This window comes from Pseudomonas arvensis (genome assembly GCF_056688935.1).
This window is the reverse complement of sequence record NZ_CP162038.1, coordinates 5,379,207-5,401,287: the sequence shown is the minus strand read 5'-3', so window position 1 is coordinate 5,401,287 and position 22,081 is coordinate 5,379,207. Positions and strand designations below refer to the sequence as shown.

Here is a 22,081-nt window from a genome sequence, read left to right as displayed (position 1 = left end):
GCGCGCGAAATACTCGCTGTTTCAGTGGCTTACCACATTAATTTCTTAATCGCCCTGGTGGGGTTTTTCTATTTATCTTCTGACTCCCGGGTCACTAGCCTCTGGCAAGCACAACTGAATGTGCATAAAAAAACCAGAGGAAACCTTGATGAAAATTTCGATGAGCCGCAGGCCAGTGCTGGCGCGACACGCGCTGGTGCTGGCGACTGCCAGCCTGCTTTCCCTGTCGGTGCAGGCCGCCAACCTGACCCGCGATAACGGCGCTGCCGTCGGTGACAACCAGAACTCGCAAACCGCTGGCGCCAATGGCCCGGTGCTGCTGCAAGATGTACAGCTGATCCAGAAGCTGCAGCGCTTCGACCGTGAACGCATCCCCGAGCGCGTGGTGCATGCCCGTGGCACAGGTGCCCACGGTACCTTCACCGTAACCGACAACCTCAGCGACCTGACCAAGGCCAAAGTCTTCGCCGCGGGTGAAGCCACCCCGGTATTTGTGCGCTTCTCGGCCGTGGTTCACGGCAACCACTCCCCGGAAACCCTGCGTGACCCCCGCGGTTTCGCCACCAAGTTCTACACCGCTGACGGTAACTGGGACCTGGTGGGCAATAACTTCCCCACGTTCTTCATCCGTGACGCCATCAAGTTCCCGGACATGGTGCACGCGTTCAAGCCGGACCCGCGCACCAACCTGGATGACGACTCCCGTCGCTTTGACTTCTTCTCCCATGTTCCAGAGGCCACGCGCACGCTGACCGAGTTGTACTCGGACTCCGGCACGCCAGCCAGTTACCGGGAAATGGACGGTAATGGCGTACATGCCTACAAGTTGATCAACGCCAAGGGCGAAGTGCACTACGTCAAGTTCCACTGGAAGAGCCTGCAAGGCATCAAGAACCTTGATCCCAAGCAAGTCACCGAAGTGCAGGGGCGTGATTACAGTCATATGACTAACGACTTGGTCACCCATATCAACAAGGGCGACTTCCCCAAGTGGGACCTGTATGTGCAAGTGCTCAAGCCCGAAGACTTGGCCAAGTTTGATTTCGACCCATTGGACGCCACCAAAATCTGGCCGAACGTGGCCGAGCGCAAAGTCGGGCAAATGGTGCTGAACCGCAATCCGGCGAACGTGTTCCAGGAGACCGAGCAAGTGGCCATGGCCCCGGCCAACCTGGTGCCGGGCATCGAACCGTCGGAAGACCGCCTGCTGCAAGGCCGGGTGTTCTCCTACGCCGATACCCAGATGTACCGCCTGGGCGCCAATGCGTTGCAACTGCCGATCAATGCCCCACGGGTCACCGTCAACAACGGTAACCAGGATGGCGCGATGAACTTCGGCAAGAGCACCAGCGGCGTGAACTACCAGCCAAGCCGCCTGATGCCACGGGAAGAGCCGCAAACCGCGCGCTATAGCCAGTCGGCGTTGGTGGGCAGCACCCAACAGGCGAAGATCCAGCGCGAGCAGAACTTCAAGCAGGCCGGTGATCTGTATCGCTCCTACACCAAGAAAGAGCAGCAGGACTTGATCGACAACTTCGGCGGCTCCCTGGCCACTACCGATGACGAGAGCAAGCACATCATCCTGTCGTTCCTCTACAAAGCGGACCCGGCGTACGGCACGGGCGTGGCCAAGGTCGCCAAGGGTGACCTGACCCGCGTGAAGGCGCTGGCTGAAAAACTGACTGACTGACGTTGGTAACGGTCGACGCGCTGGTTGGGGCGTCGACCCTTGGCAGGAGAATCCCATGCGTATTTCTATCGGTTTACTGATGGCCATGCTGGCCTTTGTTGCCCATGCCGAATCCCCCGAGCCGGCAGCCCTCAAGGCCCAGTTGCAGGATTATTACTTCGACGCCGCCCGCCGTGGCGACCTCGATATGCTCAACACCTTTATCGACTCCGGCTACAGCCTCAACACCCAGGACGACAAGGGTTACACCGCGCTGATTCTCGCCGCCTACCACGGCCAGGGCCCGTTTGTGGCGCGCTTGCTCGATGCGGGGGCCGACGCCTGTGTGCAGGACAAACGTGGCAACACCGCGCTGATGGGCGCGATCTTCAAGGGCGAGCTGAAAATCGCCCAGCGCCTGCTGGCCACCGACTGCAACCCCGACCAACGCAACGGCGCCGGGCAGACGGCCGCCATGTATGCCGGCCTGTTCAAGCGCGTCGAGTTGCTGGATGAGTTGAAAGCCAAAGGCGCGGACCTCAACGCCGAAGACCCGATCGGCAACAGTGCGTCGCGATTGGCCAGCGGTGAAATCCGGACCCCGGCGCCGCGCTGAGCTATCATCGCGGTTTTTCGGTTGGAGGTTCTCAAATGGCAAAGGCCAAGCGCATGTACGGCTGCACCGAGTGCGGCGCGACCTTTCCCAAGTGGGCCGGCCAGTGCGGCGAATGCGGTGCGTGGAACACCCTGACTGAAACCATGATCGAGAGCGGCGGTGCTGCTGCGCCCACTGGTCGTGCGGGCTGGACCGGGCAGCAGGCACAGATCAAGACCCTGGCCGAAGTCAGTGTCGAAGAAATCCCGCGTTTCTCTACTGCCTCGGGCGAGTTGGACCGGGTGCTCGGCGGCGGCCTGGTGGACGGCTCGGTGGTGCTGATCGGCGGCGACCCCGGCATCGGCAAATCCACCATCCTGCTGCAAACCCTGTGCAGCATCGCCAGCCGCATGCCGGCGCTGTACGTCACCGGCGAAGAATCCCAGCAACAAGTTGCCATGCGCGCCCGTCGCCTGGGTTTGCCCCAGGATCAGTTGCGGGTCATGACCGAGACTTGCATCGAAAGCATCATCGCCACGGCCCGTATCGAAAAGCCCAAGGTGATGGTGATTGACTCGATCCAGACGATTTTCACCGAGCAACTGCAATCGGCGCCGGGCGGCGTGTCCCAGGTGCGCGAGAGCGCGGCGCTGCTGGTGCGGTATGCCAAGCAGAGCGGCACGGCGATTTTCCTGGTCGGCCACGTGACCAAAGAGGGGGCACTGGCGGGGCCGCGTGTGTTGGAGCATATGGTCGACACCGTGCTGTATTTCGAGGGCGAATCCGATGGCCGCCTGCGCTTGCTGCGAGCGGTGAAAAACCGGTTTGGCGCGGTGAATGAACTGGGTGTGTTCGCCATGACGGACCGGGGATTGAAAGAAGTCTCCAACCCATCGGCGATTTTTCTGACGCGCGCCCAGGAAGAAGTTCCTGGCAGCGTGGTGATGGCAACGTGGGAAGGCACTCGGCCAATGCTGGTGGAAGTCCAGGCGTTGGTGGATGACAGCCATCTGGCCAACCCGCGCCGGGTCACGCTGGGACTGGATCAGAACCGCCTGGCGATGTTGCTGGCGGTATTGCACCGCCATGGTGGCATTCCGACCCACGACCAGGACGTGTTCCTCAACGTAGTGGGCGGGGTCAAGGTTCTGGAGACTGCATCCGACCTGGCGTTGATGGCGGCGGTGATGTCCAGCCTGCGCAACCGGCCATTGCCTCACGACCTGTTGGTGTTTGGTGAAGTCGGCCTGTCCGGTGAAGTGCGCCCGGTGCCGAGCGGCCAGGAGCGCTTGAAGGAAGCGGCCAAGCATGGCTTCAAGCGCGCCATCGTGCCCAAGGGCAATGCGCCGAAGGAATCGCCGCCGGGGATCACGATTATTGGGGTCACGCGTTTGGAACAGGCGTTGGATGCGTTGTTCGAATAACCAGCACCGCCCCACATTTGATTTGTGGTGCTTTCAGGTTTCCAGCAGCGCCGCCAACTCCCGGTGGAGTTCTTCCTCGTCACCCAGATTCAATTCGATCAGCCGCCGCAAGTGGCTGATCGAATTCAGGTCGATGTCCTTGCACTCAAATCCCAACTGACCATGATCTTCATGGGTCAGGCGTACGTGCATCTTTATATGGGCTTTTGGGTCCAGCCGTATGTCGACGTCGAACGGCAGCGCCTTGTTCCCTTTCCAGTCTTCGGGGCGCTGCACCAGCAGCCCCTTGAGCGATAAATCCACCAATTTCACTGGCCATTCGTTGCCGTTTTGCCGAAGTTCGGTCTTGGCATCAAAAGCAATCCGGCGAAAACGACGGCGGTCAGACGCTTGCTCGGTCATGGTGAAACCCTCTGTGGATAAAAGGATTGTAGCCCTGCGCCATCATCGGGCGGTTTTTTCTGCTTTTTTCGTCGCTGCAAGGCTCTAGACCAACGTAGGGGGGTGGCCTTTAAGGCCAACAGCGCTAAACTCCGGATGGCTGTCCTTTCTGTCCACCCTGGCTGGAATATAAAAATGAAAAATAATAATAGCCTGCTACGCCACTTACCCTGGCTGGTGCTGGCAATCGTAGGAGCGTGCGCCCTTGGCGTAGTGGCCTTGCGCCGCGGCGAGGCGATCAACGCCTTGTGGATTGTGGTCGCGGCTGTGGCCATCTACCTGGTTGCTTATCGCTACTACAGCCTGTTCATCGCTAATAACGTGATGCAACTCGATCCACGGCGGGCCACCCCCGCAGTGATCAACAACGACGGTCTGGACTATGTGCCGACCAACAAACACATCCTTTTCGGTCACCACTTTGCGGCCATTGCCGGCGCAGGCCCGTTGGTCGGTCCAGTATTGGCTGCGCAAATGGGCTACCTGCCCGGCACGCTCTGGCTGATTGCCGGCGTGGTGCTGGCCGGTGCGGTGCAGGACTTCATGGTGCTGTTCCTGTCGACCCGTCGCAACGGCCGTTCCCTGGGGGACATGGTTCGCGAAGAGATGGGCCGTATTCCGGGGACCATCGCGCTGTTTGGCTGCTTCCTGATCATGATCATCATCCTTGCGGTGCTGGCGCTGATCGTGGTCAAGGCCCTCGCCGAGAGCCCATGGGGCATCTTCACCGTAATGGCGACCATCCCGATCGCGATGTTCATGGGCATCTACATGCGCTACATCCGCCCGGGCCGCATCGGCGAAATCTCGATCATCGGCGTGGCGTTGCTGCTGGGCTCGATCTGGCTGGGCGGGCAGATTGCTGCTGATCCGGTCTGGGCCAAGGCCTTCACCTTCACCGGGATCCAGATCACCTGGATGCTGATCGGCTATGGCTTCGTTGCCGCAGTCCTGCCGGTGTGGCTGATCCTGGCGCCGCGCGACTACCTGTCTACGTTCCTGAAAATCGGCACCATCATTGCCCTGGCAATCGGCATCCTGGTCACCATGCCAGACCTGAAAATGCCGGCGCTGACCCAGTTCATCGATGGCACCGGTCCGGTGTGGAAGGGCGGTCTGTTCCCGTTCCTGTTCATCACCATCGCCTGTGGCGCGGTTTCGGGTTTCCACGCGCTGATCTCCTCGGGCACCACGCCCAAGTTGTTGGCCAATGAAAGCCACGCCCGTTACATCGGTTACGGCGGCATGTTGATGGAATCGTTCGTGGCGATCATGGCCATGGTTGCGGCTTCGGTGATTGAGCCTGGCGTGTACTTCGCCATGAACAGCCCGGCAGCGATCGTCGGCACTGACGTGGTGACCGTCGCGCAAACCGTCAGCAGCTGGGGTTTTGCAATTACCCCTGAAGCGCTGTCGGCCGTGGCCCATGACATCGGTGAAACCACCATCCTGGCGCGTGCCGGCGGTGCACCGACGCTCGCGGTGGGTATCGCGCAGATCCTGCACAGTGTGTTGCCGGGTGAAAACACCATGGCGTTCTGGTACCACTTTGCAATCCTGTTCGAAGCGCTGTTCATCCTGACGGCGGTAGACGCCGGTACCCGTGCCGGTCGCTTCATGCTCCAGGATTTGCTCGGCTCCTTCGTGCCGGCGCTCAAACGTACCGAATCCTGGACCGCCAACCTGATCGCGACCGCCGGTTGCGTGGCGATGTGGGGTTACCTGTTGTACCAGGGCGTGATCGACCCACTGGGCGGTATCAACACCTTGTGGCCGCTGTTCGGTATCTCCAACCAGATGCTGGCGGGTATCGCGCTGATGCTGGCGACAGTCGTGCTGATCAAAATGAAACGCCAACGCTACATCTGGGTGACCATGCTGCCGGCTGTCTGGCTGCTGATCTGCACCACCACGGCGGGCTTCATCAAGCTGTTCGACGCCAACCCGGCGATTGGCTTCCTGGCGCTGGCCAAGAAATACAGTGATGCCCTGGCCAACGGCCAGATCCTGGCCCCGGCCAAGAGCATCGACCAGATGCAACACGTGATCTACAACGCCTACACCAACGCAACGCTGACGGTGTTGTTCCTGTTCGTGGTGTTCAGCATCCTGTTCTACGCGCTCAAGGTCGGTGTCGCCGCCTGGGGCAACAAAGAACGTACGGATAAAGAAGCCCCGTTCCAGGCTGTACCGGACGCATGATCGAGGATTGCAACCATGTTCAATGACATCAGTCGCCTCGGTAAATACCTCGGTCAGGCCGCGCGCCTGATGGTCGGCATGCCCGACTACGACACTTACGTCGAGCATATGCAAACCAAGCACCCGGACAAACCGATGATGGACTACAAGGCGTTCTTCCGAGAACGCCAGGAAGCACGTTACGGTGGCAAGGGTGGGCCCAAGTGCTGTTGATTTAATGTAACTCCCCTGTGGGAGGGGGCTTGCTCCCGATAGCGGTGTATCAGTGACACATCAGTGCCTGACACTCTGCTATCGGGGGCGAGCCCCCTCCCACATTTGTTTCAGTGTTTCTTCAAGGAGAATTTCTTTTGTCCTCTCCCATTCCAGTGACCGTCCTCAGCGGCTTCCTCGGCGCCGGCAAGACCACCTTGCTGCGCCATCTGCTCAAAGCCGAACACGGCCTGAAAATTGCCGTGATCGAAAACGAATTCAGTGACGCCGGTATCGACACCCAGCTTTTGGGCGAAGAGCCGGTGCAAGTCATGACCCTGTCCAACGGCTGTGTGTGCTGCACCATCCACACCGACCTGACCAAAGCCCTCTACCTGCTGCTGGAACGCCTGGACAGCGGCGAGATCGCCTTCGACCGCCTGGTGATCGAGTGCACCGGCCTGGCTGATCCGGCGCCGGTGGCCCAAACCTTCTTCATTGATGAAGAACTGCGCGAGCGCTACATCCTCGACGGCATCATCACCTTGGTGGACGCGGCCCACGCCGAGCATCACCTGACCCAGACCATCGCCCAGGCCCAGATCGGTTTTGCCGACCGCCTGCTGGTGAGCAAACGTGATCTGGTGGACGACGCCACCTTTGATGCCCTCAGCGAACGCCTCACCCGCATCAACCGCCGAGCGCCGATTCGCGTGGTGGAACACGGCAAGATTGACCTGGCGCAATTGCTCGACGTGCGCGGTTTCAACCTCAACGCCGGCATGAGCCTGCGCCCAGTGAGCAAGGCGCCGTCCATCGACCGCATCTCCAGCCTGGTGCTGCGCACCGACCAGCCACTGGACATCGACCGCCTCAGCGAGTTTATGAATGAGCTGTTGGAAGACCATGGCAAGCAACTGCTGCGCTACAAGGGCGTGCTGAACATCGCCGGGGAAGACCGGCGCATGGTGTTTCAGGGCGTGCTGAAGCTCTACGGCTTCGATTGGGACACCGAGTGGGCCGAAGGCGAGGCGCGGGAAAGTGTGATTGTGTTTATTGCCGATGACCTGCCGGAGGACAAGATCCGCGAAGGTTTTGCTCGGATCTACCATCTGTGACCTGAAATGAGATCAGGCATAAAAAAGCCCGGCTCAAGAGCCGGGCTTCTTATTCAAGCAACTGCAATCAAGCGCCGTATACCGGCAGCTTCTTGCAGATGGCCTTGACCTTCTCACGGACCGCGTCGATCACGGCTTCGTTGTTCAGGTCGGCCAGGATGTCGCAGATCCAGCCAGCCAGTTCCTTGCACTCTGCTTCTTTAAAGCCACGAGTGGTCACAGCCGGGGTGCCGAAGCGCAGGCCCGAGGTGACGAACGGCGAACGTGGGTCGTTCGGTACGGAGTTTTTGTTCACGGTAATGAAGGCTTTGCCCAAGGCAGCGTCAGCATCTTTACCGGAAATGTCCTGCTTGATCAGCGACAGCAGGAACAGGTGGTTTTCAGTACCGCCGGACACTACATCAAAGCCGCGCTCGATAAACACGCTGGCCATAGTCTGGGCGTTCTTGACCACTTGTTGCTGGTAGGTCTTGAACTCAGGCTGCAGCGCTTCCTTGAAGCAGATCGCTTTGGCGGCGATCACGTGCTCCAGCGGGCCACCCTGGGCGCCTGGGAAAACGGCGGAGTTCAGCTTCTTCTCGATCTCGGCGTTGGCGCGAGCCAGGATCAGGCCGCCACGTGGACCGCGCAGGGTTTTGTGGGTGGTGGTGGTGACCACGTCAGCGAAGGGAACCGGGTTCGGGTAGACACCAGCGGCGACCAGGCCAGCCACGTGAGCCATGTCCACGAACAGGTAAGCGCCCACTTTGTCGGCGATGGCGCGGAAACGTGGGAAGTCCAGGATCTGCGAGTAGGCAGAGAAACCGGCCACGATCATTTTTGGCTTGTGTTCAACCGCCAGGCGCTCGACTTCGTCGTAGTCGATCAGGCCGTTGGCATCGATACCGTATTGAACGGCGTTGTACAGCTTGCCGGAGGAGGAAACGCTGGCGCCGTGGGTCAGGTGACCGCCGTGGGCCAGGCTCATGCCCAGGATGGTGTCGCCGCCTTGCAGCAGGGCCAGGTACACGGCGCTGTTGGCTTGGGAACCGGCGTGCGGCTGGACGTTGGCGTAATCGGCGCCGAACAGCTCTTTTGCACGGTCGATGGCCAACTGCTCAACCACGTCGACGTACTCGCAACCGCCGTAGTAACGCTTGCCTGGGTAGCCTTCGGCGTACTTGTTGGTCAGAACCGAACCTTGAGCCTCCATGACCGCAGGGCTGGTGTAGTTTTCCGAAGCGATCAGCTCAATGTGCTCTTCCTGGCGCACGGCTTCTTGCTCCATGGCGGCGAAGAGATCGGCGTCGTACTTGGCAATGGTCAAATCACGGCTGAACATGGCGGTCCTCAAGGATCGGGGGCAGAAAAGGAGGGCATTCTAACCCAATGGGTTTTAGATGGCATATGAAAGGACATCATGTCGCGGACAAGCGGGATTCACTTGGGCATGAGTGGTGGCTTTGGAGGCCTCATCGGGGGCAAGCCCCCCCACACTTGAATGTGTTCACAGATCAAAATGTGGGAGGGGGCTTGCCCCCGATGGGGCCAGTAGCCTCACCACCTAATCTCAATCAAACATGAACAGCGCATCATTACTGAACTGCACCTCAAACCGATTGGCCGGCATCGGCCGTCCGAACAGATAACCCTGCACCTCATCGCAGCCATGCTCGCGCAGGAAGTCCAGTTGCTCATGGGTTTCCACGCCCTCGGCGATTACCGCCAGGTTCAGGCTGTGGGCCATGGCAATAATCGCCCGGGCGATCTGCGCGTCCTGCTCTCCGGACGGCAGGCCGTCGACAAAGGTGCGGTCGATCTTCAACACATCGATAGGGAATTGCTTGAGGTAGTTGAGCGAGGAATAGCCCGTGCCGAAATCGTCCACCGCAATACTCAGGCCCAGGTTTTTCAGGCTGTCGAGGATGTGCAGGGCCTCGTTGACTTCGCGCATCAGGATGCTTTCGGTCAGCTCCAGCTCCAGGCACGCCGGCGGCAGGCCGGTGTCCTTGAGGATGGTGGCAATGCGGGTGCCCAGTTGGCCGTCGGAGAACTGCCGCGCCGAGATGTTCACCGAGACTTTTGGCACGCGCACCTTGTTCTGGTGCCAGGTCTTGAGCTGGCGACAGGCTTCGCTGATCACCCAATCACCCACATCCACCACCAGGCCCAACTCTTCCAGCACCGGAATGAAGTCCCCTGGCGGCACCAGCCCGCGACGCGGATGGCGCCAGCGCAGCAGGGCTTCGGCGCCGGTCAGGCGTTTGCCATCGCCGCTGAACTGCGGCTGGTAATACAGCACGAATTCGTTCTGTTCCAGGGCGTGGCGCAGGTCGCTTTCCAGCTCCAGGCGTTCCAGGGCGCTGGCGTTCATGTCGGCCTGGTAGAACTGGAAGTTGTTCTTGCCACGTTCCTTGGCGTGATACATCGCCGTGTCGGCGTTTTTCATCAGTTGGCTCAGCTCGTTACCGTCCTGCGGGCTGAGGGCGATGCCGATACTGGCGGTCACAAAAAACTCGCGACCCTCCAGTACAAAGGGTTTCACCAGGCTGGCAAGGATCTGCTCGGCCACGTGAATCGCACGGTTCAGCGCCATCTCACGGCTGACCCGTGGTTGCAGGAGCAAGGTGAACTCATCACCGCCCATGCGCGCCACGGTGTCGTCTTCGGCCACGCAGCCGAGCAGGCGGGTGGCCATTTCCTTGAGCATGCGGTCGCCAGCGGCGTGGCCGAGGGAGTCGTTGATCGGCTTGAAGCGGTCCAGATCGAGGAACATCAGCACCACCCACGACTTCTGCCGCTCCGCCGACTGCAACGCAGTGTGCAGGCGGTCCTGGAACAGCGTGCGGTTGGGCAGGTGGGTCAGGGCGTCGTAATAGGCCAGGCGGTGGATGCGCTGTTCGCTGGCCTTGCGCTCGCTGATATCACTGAAGAAGCACACGTAGCTGGCCAGGTCGCCTTCGTCGTCGAACACGGCGGTAATGCCGACCCACGCCGGGTAATGTTCGCCATTGCGGCGCTTGAGCCACACTTCGCCTTCCCAGGTGCTGTGCTGGTGCAGTTGCTTGAGCACGTAGCGCAGGTGGGCTTCCTGCTGTTCATCGACGGTGAGCATGTTCGGCAACTGGTCGAGTACATCCGCGACGGCATACCCGCTGACCCGGCTGAACGCCTCGTTAGCCTGCACGATATAGCCCGCCGGGTCGGTGATCAGGATCGCCGAGGTGGAGTGCTCGAATACCGTGGCCGCCATGCGAAGGTCTTTCTCGGCGCGGCGTTGTTGGCTGATATCGCGGCCGACGCCGAGAATGCCTTCGAAGGCGCCATGCTCGTCCCACACCAGGACCAGGCGCAGCTCGATCGGCACCTTACGGCCGTCGGCGCGCAGGCAGTCAAACAGGAACAGCTGGGTCTGCACTTCATCGCGCAGCTTGTTCAGCACCTCGACGTCACCCAGTGCGCGGCTGACCTGTTCCACCAGGCTGTAGATACCGGCCAATTGCGCCGGATTGGCGATGATCGACTGCCAGCCGTTCTTGAACACCCAGTCCACGTCGTACCCGAGCACCGCGCTGACCGACGGGCTGATGTAGTTGAGGGCCAGTTTGCTGTCTGTGGAGCAGATCACGTCGCTAATGCTTTCGGCCAGCATGCGGTAGCGTTTTTCGCTGTCGCGCAGGGATTCGCTGGCTTCGATCTGGTCGGTGATGTCCTTGGCCACGCCAATGATACGGGTGACCTGGCTGGTTTTATCGCGGGCCAGGGCCTGCTCACGAATGTCAAAGCGCCGCCATTGGTTGTTGCGATGGCGGAAACGCAATTGGCAATGCAACTGCGTTGCGTAGCCGGCCTGGCGTTGCTGCAGGCGCAAGTCGTGGTAATGCTCGGCGTCGTCGGGGTGCAGCAGGATTTCCCAGAAGTACTCGCCCATTTGCTGCAGTTCGGCCTTTGTGTAGCCGAGGGTGTGGCCCAGGTGATGGTTGCTGAAGATCATGCGCTGGCTGATCACGTCCTGCACATAAAGATGATCAGGCACCGTGCGCACCACGTCCGACCAGAAACTCTCACGCTCCACCAGCGACAGCTCGATCAGCTTGCGGCTGGTGATGTCGCTGATACTGAGGATCACCGCCTTGAAATCGTCCTTCTGCTCCGGCAGACGCATCACCAGCCACAGGTATTGCTCGTTACCAGCCACATCGTTGAGCTGGATTTCCAGTTCGAGCTGGTTCTGCTGGGTCAGCACGGCTTCGAGTATCTGATGGCCAATGGACGTGCTGTTGCTTGGGCAGTCATCGATCAGCCGTTCCCAAGCCTCCTCGCACGAGTCCACGTTCAGCAGGCGCACCGCTACCTGGTTGATCTCGGTGATGCGCAGCTCGGCGAGCAACTGCCTGCTTTCTTCAGGCTTGTGTTGCAGCCAGGCGTGCAATTGCTCGCGGGTCTGCACGTGCGTCCTGGCAAAAAACGCATTCAGGCCTGACAGGTCAAGCACGCACAAGGCCACGCCGGTGCCTTCGAAAATATCCTGATAACGCCGCCGGCCTTCATGCACCTGGCGCTGACGGCGACGCATATTCAGCAGCACGATCACTGGGATCAACGAGAACGCCAGGCCCAGCAGGCATTTGCCGATAAACGCCGGCAGCAGTTGTTCCAGCACAGCGGCGCGGTCGAACATGCCACGCAACTGCCAGTCGCTTTTGCTCAGAGGCGTGACCAGTACGCTTTTATTCAAGTCATCCGGCGTCAGGGCGCCGGACCATTGCGCCGGCGAGCCATTGTCACGGCTGACCACGCGGTGGTTCAGGCGGTTTTCGATGGCCCACATCGGGCGCGCACCCTGGCTGTCCTGGCGGGTGAGGTTACCCAGGTAACCGGGCGCCAGGCGCAGCGCCCAGTACATCCTTGAACCGCCGCTGGGCTGGTGCAGCAGCAGGTAGATGATGGTGCCGTCGTTGTTGTTGCTCAGGTAATAGGACTGGCCGTGACTGCGTTGCACCAATTCTTCCAGCCAGGCGCTGTCCTCGCTGTCATTGGCGCTGTCGCTGATCATCGCGCCGCTGGGGGCCAGCAGGGCGAAACTGCGCAGCTCCGGCAGGGAACGCTGCAAGGTGCGCATCAAGGCCTGTTGCTGTTCGCTGTCGCGGGGCGGTTCGACGATCGGTAGCAGGTTGAGGGCAATTTTTGCGCTCAGGGCCATGTTCAGGCTGAACTCTTCAGCCAGGTCGGCGCTGTAGTCGATGGTGTATTGCTGCTGGTTTTTCTGGTTTTGCTGCAACTGGTCCAGCAGCTGCCAGAACAATAACGCGAGCAGCATGAGGACGAGCGTCGCCAATGCGCCTTTAAGGGTGCCGTGCAGGGGCGCTCCCGGCGCTATATGAGCGGCGCGTAAAGGCGTTGGCGGCGTGACTTTGGACAAGCTGTGATCCTGCGGTTTGGCTGGATTGGCGCGCGACGTGCACTATAAGCCGGACGCCCGGAGGGCGGCTAGCATGCCTTGACTTGTGGCAAAGTGCCAGCCCTGCTTGGCTGGACTGACCAAGCGCATTCAGGTAGCTTTGCCGGTTACGCGGGGGCGTTCCAGCCCCAGAGACTCAGGCTTTTTCCGCTCGCTGGCATTGATGATAGTCAACGGCCCGCGCGGCGCATGGCCTGGCACGGGCTTCGCCCGCTTAATTCATCAGTCACTGACGCTAGGTTCACCATGGCTCAATACGTCTTCACCATGCATCGGCTGGGAAAAGTTGTTCCGCCGAAGCGGGAAATCCTGAAAAACATTTCGCTGTCCTTCTTCCCCGGCGCCAAGATCGGCGTGCTCGGCCTGAACGGTTCGGGTAAGTCCACGTTGCTGAAAATCATGGCTGGCGTCGACACCGAGTTCGAAGGCGAAGCCCGCCCGATGCCGGAACTGAACATCGGTTACCTGCCGCAAGAGCCAATCCTCGATCCGACCAAAACCGTGCGCGAAGTGGTCGAAGAAGCCGTCGCCGTGATCAAGAACGCCCAGGCGCGCCTGGACGAGGTCTACGCGGCTTACGCTGAAGAAGACGCCGACTTCGACAAACTCGCCGCCGAACAGGCCAAGCTCGAAGCCATCCTGCAGGCCGGCGACGGTCACAACCTGGAGCGCCAGCTGGAAGTCGCCGCCGATGCGCTGCGCCTGCCGGCGTGGGACGCCAAGGTCGAATTCCTGTCCGGTGGTGAAAAACGTCGCGTGGCCTTGTGCCGCCTGCTGCTGTCGGCCCCCGACATGCTGCTGCTCGATGAACCCACCAACCACTTGGACGCCGATTCCGTCGCCTGGTTGGAACACTTCCTTCACGATTTCCCGGGCACCGTGGTTGCGATCACGCACGACCGGTACTTCCTGGACAACGTCGCAGGCTGGATCCTGGAGCTCGACCGCGGCGCCGGCATCCCTTACGAGGGCAACTACTCCGGTTGGCTGGAAGCCAAGTCCGACCGTCTGGCCGCCGAATCCAAGCAGCAATCGGCCCACGAAAAAGCCATGAAGGAAGAACTGGAGTGGGTGCGCAAAGGCGCCAAGGCCCGCCAGTCCAAATCCAAGGCGCGTCTGCAACGCTTTGAAGAAATGCAGTCGCAGGAATTCCAGAAGCGCAGTGAAACCAACGAGATCTACATCCCGGCCGGTCCACGCTTGGGTGACAAGGTCATCGAGTTCAAGAACGTTTCCAAAGGCTATGGCGACCGCGTGCTGATCGACAATCTGTCGTTCTCCATGCCAAAAGGCGCGATCGTCGGCGTAATTGGTGGTAACGGTGCGGGTAAATCCACGCTGTTCCGCATGCTGATGGGCAAGGAAACTCCGGATTCGGGCACCATCGAAGTCGGCGAAACCGTGCAACTGGCCTGTGTGGACCAGAGCCGTGATGACCTGGATGGCAGCAAGACGGTGTTCCAGCAGATTTCCGACGGCTCCGACCAGATCCGCATCGGCAACTATGAAATCCCGTCGCGCACCTACGTCGGTCGTTTCAACTTCAAGGGCGGCGACCAGCAGAAGTTCGTCAAGGACCTGTCCGGTGGTGAGCGTGGCCGCTTGCACCTGGCCCTGACCCTGAAAGAGGGCGGCAACGTGTTGCTGCTCGACGAACCGTCCAACGACCTCGACGTAGAAACCCTGCGTTCCCTGGAAGAAGCCCTGCTGGACTTCCCGGGCGCCGCCATTGTGATCTCTCACGATCGGTGGTTCCTTGACCGCGTCGCGACCCACATCCTGGCGTACGAAGACGACTCGCAAGCCGTGTTCTTCGAAGGCAACTACACCGAGTACGAAGCCGACCGTAAGAAGCGCCTGGGCGACGCTGCTGCCCAGCCGCACCGTGTACGCCACAAAAAACTCGCCTGATCCGGCGGGTTTGAAAAAAAGCGGAGCCCTCGGGGCTCCGCTTTTTTTTGCGCATTTTTCCTGACCCACACCGATCAAATATGGAAAGGGGCTTGCCCCCGATAGCTATTTTATCTGTTGGTGCATGTGCGTGATTTGAAATCCCCTTTTAAGTGCATAAAACACGGTAAAACTGGATACAGTTATATCCAATGCACCATTTAAATTCACAAAGGCGACATTTTGCCCTGTCGCAGTGCGACATGAATTGATAAAGTCCGGCCCAATCTCCCTTAAAAACAATCAATTTGCCGAGACTTTTCATGATCGAATCCGTCGAATCCTTCCTTGCCCGCCTGAAAAAACGCGACCCAGACCAGCCAGAATTTCACCAGGCTGTAGAAGAAGTCCTACGCAGTCTGTGGCCGTTTCTTGAAGCCAATCCTCACTACCTGAACTCGGGCATCCTGGAACGCATCTGCGAGCCGGAGCGTGCAATTACCTTCCGGGTGTCATGGGTCGATGATCACGGCAAGGTCCAGGTCAATCGCGGTTTCCGTATCCAGATGAACAGCGCCATCGGCCCTTACAAAGGTGGCCTGCGCTTCCATCCGTCGGTCAACCTGGGGGTGCTGAAATTCCTCGCCTTCGAACAGACCTTCAAGAATTCCCTGACTTCGCTGCCCATGGGCGGCGGTAAGGGCGGCTCGGACTTTGATCCAAAAGGTAAGAGCGACGCAGAAGTCATGCGCTTCTGCCAGGCATTCATGAGCGAGCTGTACCGCCATATCGGCGCGGATGTGGATGTGCCGGCTGGCGATATCGGCGTAGGCGCCCGTGAGATCGGTTTCCTGTTTGGCCAGTACAAGCGCCTGAGCAACCAGTTCACCTCCGTGTTGACCGGCAAGGGCATGACCTACGGCGGCAGCCTGATCCGCCCGGAAGCCACCGGTTTTGGCTGTGTGTACTTCGCTGAAGAAATGCTCAAGCGCGACGGCCAACGGGTTGAAGGCAAGCGCGTGGCGGTGTCCGGCTCCGGCAACGTGGCGCAATACGCGGCACGCAAAGTCATGGATCTGGGCGGCAAGGTGGTCTCCCTGTCCGACTCCGAGGGCACCCTGTACGCCGAAAGCGGTTTGACCGAAGAGCAATGGTCAGCCCTGTTGGAGCTGAAAAACGTTCAGCGCGGCCGCATCAGCGAATTGGCCGAGCGTTTCGGCCTGGAGTTCCGCAAGGGCCAGACGCCTTGGGAGCTGGCCTGCGATATCGCCCTGCCATGCGCCACCCAGAACGAACTGGACGCCGCAGCCGCCCGCACCTTGCTGCGCAACGGCTGCATCTGCGTGGCCGAAGGCGCCAACATGCCGACCACGCTTGAGGCGGTGGATATCTTTATCGAGGCAGGCATTCTGTTTGCACCGGGCAAGGCATCCAATGCCGGTGGCGTAGCGGTGAGTGGCCTGGAGATGTCGCAGAACGCCATGCGCCTGCTGTGGACCGCCGGTGAGGTGGACAGCAAGCTGCACAACATCATGCAGTCGATCCACCACGCGTGTGTGCACTACGGCGAAGAAAACGGCCGGATCAACTACGTGAAGGGCGCGAACATCGCCGGCTTCGTGAAAGTCGCCGACGCGATGCTGGCCCAAGGCATCGTCTAAGTCTCGGCTTCGATACGCAGCACCTCGATCAACTGATCGCCGACGGGGCGCTTCCACAGCACCTCGTCGCCGATCTGGGCGCCCAGCAATGCGCGACCCAGAGGTGAACCCCAGTTGATCAGGCCTGCGGTCGCGTCGGCCTGGTCTTCACCGACCAACTGGATGCGCTGCTGCTCGTCCTGTTCATTGGCGAACGTGACCCAACTGCCGATCTGTACCTTGTCGGTGGAAGTGGCTGACACCACTACTTGGGCGCTCTGCACCCGCTGGTTGAAATAGCGCAAATCCCGATCAAGATCGGCCTGGCGCTGCTTATCGGCCTGTTCGCCCTTGGCGGACTCGGCGCTGTATTCGGCCTGTAGTTGCGCAACCTTGGCCTGTAACTGCGCCAACCCATGCTCGGTCACGCGATTGGGCTGCTCGCTGACCTGCCGCTCCACCGGCTGATCAGCCTGGGCGGCGGCGCTGTCTTCATTCACAAAAGCTCGGCTCATGGTGTTCTCCCTCTATGAAGCTTGGGCCATGGTCGCCGTGCTTTAGTTTCGATGGATGTCTGAAAGCGACCTATTGCGAGCGATAAGCCCTGGCGGCATCGCGATCCTTTTCCTGCTGCCAGGCGCGCTCACGGTCGTCCCAGTGATTGTCCTTGTAGTCGCGCAGTTCTTCGTTCTCGCGCATGGCCTTGCACTGGCGAAAACCGTCTTCCCAGCCTTCGGCGTACTCCCGGTCTTTCAGATAGCGTGGCACGTTCTTGCGAAATGTCCCCGTGATCACCCCGGCCGCCTGGCGACCGCTGCTGCAGCCGTCGTCAAAGCCATCGGCAAAAGCCGGTGGATAGCCTTTGGCCAACAACTCCTGGTGAGTCGATTGACAACCCGCCAGCCACACCATCGCACACAGCATTACCGCATACCGCCACATGGCGTACTCCCTGGCCGTTTCACGGCTGATAGGGGAAGTCTAGAAGGGGATTCGTCGGGGGGATGTGAAAGGCGTGTGAGAAATCTGTAGACCGCTATGGGCTGTGCAGCAGCCCCAATACAGGCAATGGAGATTATCCAGAAAGATTGCGGTGCCTGGTTTCGGGGCTGCTGCGCAGCCCAACGGGAGCAAGCTCCCTCGCCACAGGGGGTATCATCCGCCCCTAGTCGTAATAACCCACTGTCTTTTTCAATTGATCCGCATACTCGTAAATCTCATCAATGGACGAAATCGCATGTCGGGTTTCATTTTTTTCCTCGTCGAATATCCCGAGGTACTTCTGACTGCGGTTGAAGTGGAGGCGACAAATCGGCTTGCGATTGTTGTCGTCCAGCAAAATTCCAAAATAGCTTTGAGTATCTCGCTGAACAATTCGCTTGGCATCTACTACCGATCTCACTACTGCCCTGACGATGTGATAACCCTCTAACTCTTCAAGTGTTGTCAGGATCTTGTCTTCTGATTCATCGCGGTCCTGCGTATCAGAATTCGCGCTGTTTGCCACTGGCATCGAGGCGATAGTCGGTTGAATTACGCCGCTCATGGCTGACTTGAGTCGATCATTGATTTGATCATTCAGAAATTGCGCTAGCGCTTTTCGAGTCAGTTCAAAAAACTGTTCACGCACTTTCTGCGTGATGACGCCGTCATAAACGCGGGATGCAAAGAATTTCACGAACTCGTCTTCGGGTTTACTGACCTGAGCGCCGATAATTTTCTTGAGTTGGCTGACGTACTTCAGCTCTCCTGCAGCATTGATGATCGAATCTACGTCGAAAGCCGACTTAGTAAGCTTGATCAATTCCGGCACGGAATATTCGTCAATGTCCAGCAAGTCCAGTTCCAGGAATGGCTTTTCGTCCATTTTGTTGGGGGCGTCCAGGTCGGTAAAAAACCTATAGACCTGGCCGTTTGTGAGAATGGAGATTCTCGCGCTTGTCACATGGAAGTATCGAAAAAGCTGAGAGGCGTGATTAATGCTCAGTGACTCACCGATTTTTTTGCATTCGATGAGAATTTGAACCTCACCGTTTTTCATGATTGCGTAGTCGATCTTTTCGCCTTTTTTAGTCCCCACATCGCATACGAACTCAGGCGTCACTTCCTGGGGATCAAACACGTCATAACCCAGAACAGTGTTTATGAAAGGCATTACGAAAGCATTTTTTGTAGCTTCTTCCGTTTGAATGGCAGGGCCTTGTAACCGAACTTTTGCTGCCAGACTGGTGAGCTTTTCAAAAAAATCCATAGTCAGCCTCTACCTATTCAGATCCGTGGATAGACTTGGTGGCAATTTGATTGCTATCCGAGACTAGCCACAAATCCTCATAAAGCGAGGGCAGTAAAAGCAAGTTGGTATCAATTAGAAAAAGCTAAAAAATAGGCTGAGGTTTCCTGCTTATTAATCAGTGGCTTGAAGATGCCTAAAGGATTTCTATATCAGCGAATAAATTTGCCAATTTTTACCCCACTCGACCGCGTGCCGCATGCTCAGCCAATTCCTGCTGGATAAACGCCGAAATCATTGCGCGATAGACCTGCTCGGTGACTTCTGGATTGGCGCCCAGCGTGTGCGCCAAGCCCCGCACCTTGGCGATCACCTGTTCAACCCGTTGTGGTGCCTTGACCGCATCTGCATCCTTTTTAAAGCGGGCTGCCTGGGATACGTAGGCGCCACGTTCAGCCAGTAGGCTGACAATTTGCTGGTCGAGGCGGTCGATGTTGTCACGGACATCTTCCAGAGTGTTGCAGTTAACTGCCATGTTGATTGGAACTCCCTGAGATGGAAACTGAATAAATACGGGCAAATGTGGGAGGGGCAAGCCCCCTCCCACATTTTGATTTTCGCCAGGCTGGGTCAGTAGTGATACCACTTTACTTCGAGCATCACTTCATTGACCGGTGTCGACAAGTGGCTGTATTCGCGCTGTGCACTCAGGCGCAGCCCCAGGTTGCGCGACAGTTCCCACTGTTGGTTGAGGCTGATGCTGCGACGCACTTCACCATTGGTGAAGAAATCGCCCTTGGCCTCCAGGCTCAAATTGCCCAGCGGGTTTTTCCACAGTACGCCGGTGTTAAAGCCGGTCGCGGGGGAGATGGCTTCGTTGAAGTCGTTGTTGTGTTCCACACGCACGGTGCCGAGGGCGAAGCCGAGCATGTCGTCGCGCAGTTGCCAGGTGCCGCCAGCGCCGCCGTTGACGTGGGCGACCAGGGTTTCATCGTCGTGCTTGCCCGGCACGCGTTCCAGGCCGCCGGTGACTTGCCATGACCACGGCTGCAGCAGGGCGTTGCGCGGGGTCAGGGAGCGGATGGTGGCCAGGTCCAGTTGCTGCAGTTGCCAGTGGTTGCCTTCGTACTGGCGCAGTTTCATTTGCAGGATTTCGATCTGCGCGCCGAGGGGGAAGCCTTCGGCATTGTCGTTGAGGTCGTGGTAGGCCATGCGCAGGCCGTATTCACCGAAGGCCTTGTCGCCACGGGTGCCGAGGCCGGCTTGCCAGGTGCGCGATTCGTGACCGTTTTCCGGCAGGCCGGGCGGCGTGATCTTCAGGTCGGGCGCGGGGTTCTGGTTGATGGCGCGCAGCAATTCGAAACTGCGTTGGGAGCGTGCAGTGTCGCGTTCCAGGCCGTTGGCGCGGTAGCGGCCCAGGCGATAGGCGGCGTCGATGATCAGGGCCTGGCGGTCGCGGGGCAATGCTTTAAAGGCCGGCGCCTGCAATTGTTGCTGGTCATCGCTGACCTTGAGCACCCATTGCTGTTCGTCGCTGTCCAGCGGCTTGGCGCGTTCCAGCAACTCGCGCTCGCGGGATGGCCTGTAGTCGATTTTCTCGACCAGGCCTGTGTCCTTCACTGCCTTGACGGTGTCGGTAGGAATGGCCGTCAGCGGGAATTGCTCGGTCAGGCGCAGGCCGGGGCGGGCCACTTGCAGCAGTTCCAGCAGGCGATAGGAGCAGTTTTCGTCGAAGAAGAAGTAGTCGAACTGGATCTGCTTGAGCTCCCACACGTGCTCGACCATGCGCTCGGTCTCGACCTGGGTGAGGTTGAGCCGGTATTCCCACAGGTCGCGGTTTTCGAGGCTACGGTACTCGGAGAGTTTTTCCTGGTAGGGCACCAGCGCGAACAGGCCGGGGTAGCCGCCCATCAGGCCTTTCCAGGCGTAGAGGATGCTGTTATCCGAGCCTTCTATGTAGGCGCCGAAGTTGATCGCGTAGCTGAGCAGCGCGGTCTTGTTGCTCTGCACGTCAGCCTGGTCGATACGCAGCAGGGTGTGGCCGAACATCGACGACGGGCTGTTGAGGTAGGCCGCCGGGAAGATCATCACCGCGCTGTGAGGGGCGACATCCTTGAACCATTGCTTGAATTCGGTGCAGTCCACGGCGGGCAGGTCGGTCAGGTTCAACTGAGCCTTGAGCCAGCGGGTACGTGCGGGGTAGACACATTGGGCGTGTTTTTCGCCCAGGCTGGCCGGAGCATAGAGCGCTTCAACGGTGGCCTTGAGTTCGGCATCCGGGTGGTGGGCGCCATCGGTGGCCAGGAAGAATTTCTTTTCACTGACATAACTGCGCCAGCCGCTGATTTTCCCGGCTTCGTAATGGCCCAGCGAAAGCCAGAACGGATCGTTGGCCAGTTGCTGCAAACGTTGATCATCAAGGTGCGGTGCCGCGTACAGCGGGGCGCAGGCGAGGAGTGCCATCCAGGCAAAGCGTTTGAGCATAGGGGCAACTTAAGTCGGAAATTAGAGAGACCCAAAGGGGAGGCGGGTCCAAAAATAAAACCCGCGCCTGGGGAGGCGCGGGCAGGTCGAGCTTAAGCCTGGGTAGCGTATTTCGCCAGACGGGCATCGCCTTTCAGTACAGCCAGGGTGTTGTTGTGCACGTCTTCAGCGGTCACATCGGCCTTGCTGAAGATTTGTTGGAAGTGTTCGTGAGCCACGGCTGCGAAGTGGTCACGATCTTCTGGCGCAACGCCCAGTACCACGGCGTAGGTGGTCAGTGCTTCGCCATTACCCTTGGCCATGTCTTCGGACAGCTCGTTCATCATGCCATTCATGGCAATCCAGGACTTGCCGCCGTAGGTCAGCGCGCTGTTGGTGCTGCAACCGTTGGTGCCCGAGGTCATGCCGAAGGTGGCGTTGCCCGAGGTGCCGTTGGTGGTGGAAGCCAGGAAGTGGGCTGGAGTACCGCGCTGGCCTTCGAACAACATGTTGCCCCAACCGCAGTTCGGGCCACCTGGTGCTTCTGCCATTGCATTGAGGGAGACGACGGTGAAGAGAGTACCGAGAAGGATCCGTTTCATAGCTTTGTTCTCTTTGTGTGCAAACCAATGGACAAGGGTTCAGGCACTTCATAGCGCCCTAGGGATCGGTTATTAGTCCAACCCGCGCAGTTTGGAGTTTAGGCACGTTCCAAGGGTTCCGTGTGTTTTTATAAAACAATCAGAGATGTCGCGATTTTTTTGTAGGACGCATTCC

The 22,081-nt window shown here is 59.2% G+C and carries 17 protein-coding genes; 8 read left to right on the top strand and 9 right to left on the bottom strand.

The annotated features are described in order from the left end of the window. The first annotated feature begins 148 nt into the window (after window positions 1-148). From katB to radA, 3 genes are read left to right on the top strand one after another with little or no spacing between them, the layout of a single operon-like run. A complete protein-coding gene (gene katB, locus AB3G88_RS24440) occupies window positions 149-1,690 on the top strand; it encodes a catalase KatB (protein WP_158877858.1) in 1,542 nt (513 codons plus the stop codon). Window positions 1,691-1,745: 55 nt separating this feature from the next. After that, window positions 1,746-2,285, top strand: coding sequence for an ankyrin repeat domain-containing protein (locus AB3G88_RS24435; RefSeq protein WP_112196800.1), 540 nt, complete (start codon window positions 1,746-1,748; stop codon window positions 2,283-2,285). Between the two features lie 35 nt (window positions 2,286-2,320). Further along, the gene (gene radA / locus AB3G88_RS24430) at window positions 2,321-3,688 is read left to right on the top strand and encodes a DNA repair protein RadA (protein WP_099584746.1); all 1,368 of its coding nucleotides are present in this window, start codon (window positions 2,321-2,323) and stop codon (window positions 3,686-3,688) included. A 33-nt stretch (window positions 3,689-3,721) separates the two neighbouring features. Here radA and AB3G88_RS24425 read toward each other — a convergent pair whose 3' ends face one another. Then, on the bottom strand, window positions 3,722-4,090 hold the full coding sequence (locus AB3G88_RS24425) for a PilZ domain-containing protein (RefSeq protein ID WP_480452024.1): 369 nt from the start codon (window positions 4,088-4,090) through the stop codon (window positions 3,722-3,724). Window positions 4,091-4,264: 174 nt separating this feature from the next. Between AB3G88_RS24425 and AB3G88_RS24420 the strand changes: the two genes are divergently transcribed. From AB3G88_RS24420 to yjiA, 3 genes are all read left to right on the top strand, one after another. Continuing rightward, window positions 4,265-6,331 carry a carbon starvation CstA family protein gene (locus AB3G88_RS24420; RefSeq protein ID WP_112196798.1) on the top strand — a complete coding sequence of 689 codons (2,067 nt, stop codon included), beginning with the start codon at window positions 4,265-4,267 and terminating at the stop codon, window positions 6,329-6,331. 15 nt (window positions 6,332-6,346) lie between these two features. After that, entirely contained in the window at window positions 6,347-6,544 is a 198-nt protein-coding gene (locus AB3G88_RS24415; RefSeq protein WP_003176208.1) for a YbdD/YjiX family protein, read from the top strand. Between the two features lie 137 nt (window positions 6,545-6,681). Continuing rightward, window positions 6,682-7,641 (top strand): GTPase, encoded by a 960-nt coding sequence (gene yjiA, locus AB3G88_RS24410; protein ID WP_112196797.1) that lies wholly within the window; start codon window positions 6,682-6,684, stop codon window positions 7,639-7,641. Window positions 7,642-7,708: 67 nt separating this feature from the next. Here yjiA and glyA read toward each other — a convergent pair whose 3' ends face one another. After that, window positions 7,709-8,962: a serine hydroxymethyltransferase gene (gene glyA / locus AB3G88_RS24405; protein ID WP_053137906.1), complete on the bottom strand. Its 1,254-nt coding sequence runs from the start codon at window positions 8,960-8,962 to the stop codon at window positions 7,709-7,711. Between the two features lie 228 nt (window positions 8,963-9,190). Next, window positions 9,191-13,042 (bottom strand): sensor domain-containing protein, encoded by a 3,852-nt coding sequence (locus tag AB3G88_RS24400; RefSeq protein WP_191947593.1) that lies wholly within the window; start codon window positions 13,040-13,042, stop codon window positions 9,191-9,193. Between the two features lie 285 nt (window positions 13,043-13,327). Between AB3G88_RS24400 and ettA the strand changes: the two genes are divergently transcribed. Together ettA and gdhA are read left to right on the top strand one after the other, a co-directional pair. Further along, on the top strand, window positions 13,328-14,992 hold the full coding sequence (gene ettA / locus AB3G88_RS24395; RefSeq protein WP_099584751.1) for an energy-dependent translational throttle protein EttA: 1,665 nt from the start codon (window positions 13,328-13,330) through the stop codon (window positions 14,990-14,992). Window positions 14,993-15,294: 302 nt separating this feature from the next. Continuing rightward, complete coding sequence (gene gdhA / locus AB3G88_RS24390; RefSeq protein WP_158877861.1) at window positions 15,295-16,632, top strand: NADP-specific glutamate dehydrogenase; 1,338 nt, start codon at window positions 15,295-15,297, stop codon at window positions 16,630-16,632. On the opposite strand, the gene AB3G88_RS24385 is transcribed toward gdhA, so the two are convergent. From AB3G88_RS24385 to AB3G88_RS24360, 6 genes are all read right to left on the bottom strand, one after another. After that, window positions 16,629-17,126, bottom strand: a complete 498-nt coding sequence (locus AB3G88_RS24385; RefSeq protein ID WP_480452021.1) for a GreA/GreB family elongation factor — start codon at window positions 17,124-17,126, stop codon at window positions 16,629-16,631. The genes gdhA and AB3G88_RS24385 overlap by 4 nt on opposite strands. Before the next feature lie 70 nt (window positions 17,127-17,196). Next, window positions 17,197-17,553, bottom strand: coding sequence for a hypothetical protein (locus tag AB3G88_RS24380; protein ID WP_099584754.1), 357 nt, complete (start codon window positions 17,551-17,553; stop codon window positions 17,197-17,199). Window positions 17,554-17,776: 223 nt separating this feature from the next. Beyond that, the gene (locus tag AB3G88_RS24375) at window positions 17,777-18,862 is read right to left on the bottom strand and encodes a type I restriction endonuclease (RefSeq protein ID WP_112196792.1); all 1,086 of its coding nucleotides are present in this window, start codon (window positions 18,860-18,862) and stop codon (window positions 17,777-17,779) included. Between the two features lie 214 nt (window positions 18,863-19,076). Continuing rightward, window positions 19,077-19,376, bottom strand: coding sequence for a chorismate mutase (locus tag AB3G88_RS24370; protein WP_480452018.1), 300 nt, complete (start codon window positions 19,374-19,376; stop codon window positions 19,077-19,079). A gap of 95 nt (window positions 19,377-19,471) precedes the next feature. Next, on the bottom strand, window positions 19,472-21,325 hold the full coding sequence (locus tag AB3G88_RS24365; protein WP_480452016.1) for an Lnb N-terminal periplasmic domain-containing protein: 1,854 nt from the start codon (window positions 21,323-21,325) through the stop codon (window positions 19,472-19,474). 92 nt (window positions 21,326-21,417) lie between these two features. After that, the gene (locus AB3G88_RS24360) at window positions 21,418-21,906 is read right to left on the bottom strand and encodes a DUF3015 domain-containing protein (RefSeq protein WP_099584757.1); all 489 of its coding nucleotides are present in this window, start codon (window positions 21,904-21,906) and stop codon (window positions 21,418-21,420) included. Window positions 21,907-22,081: the final 175 nt, after the last annotated feature.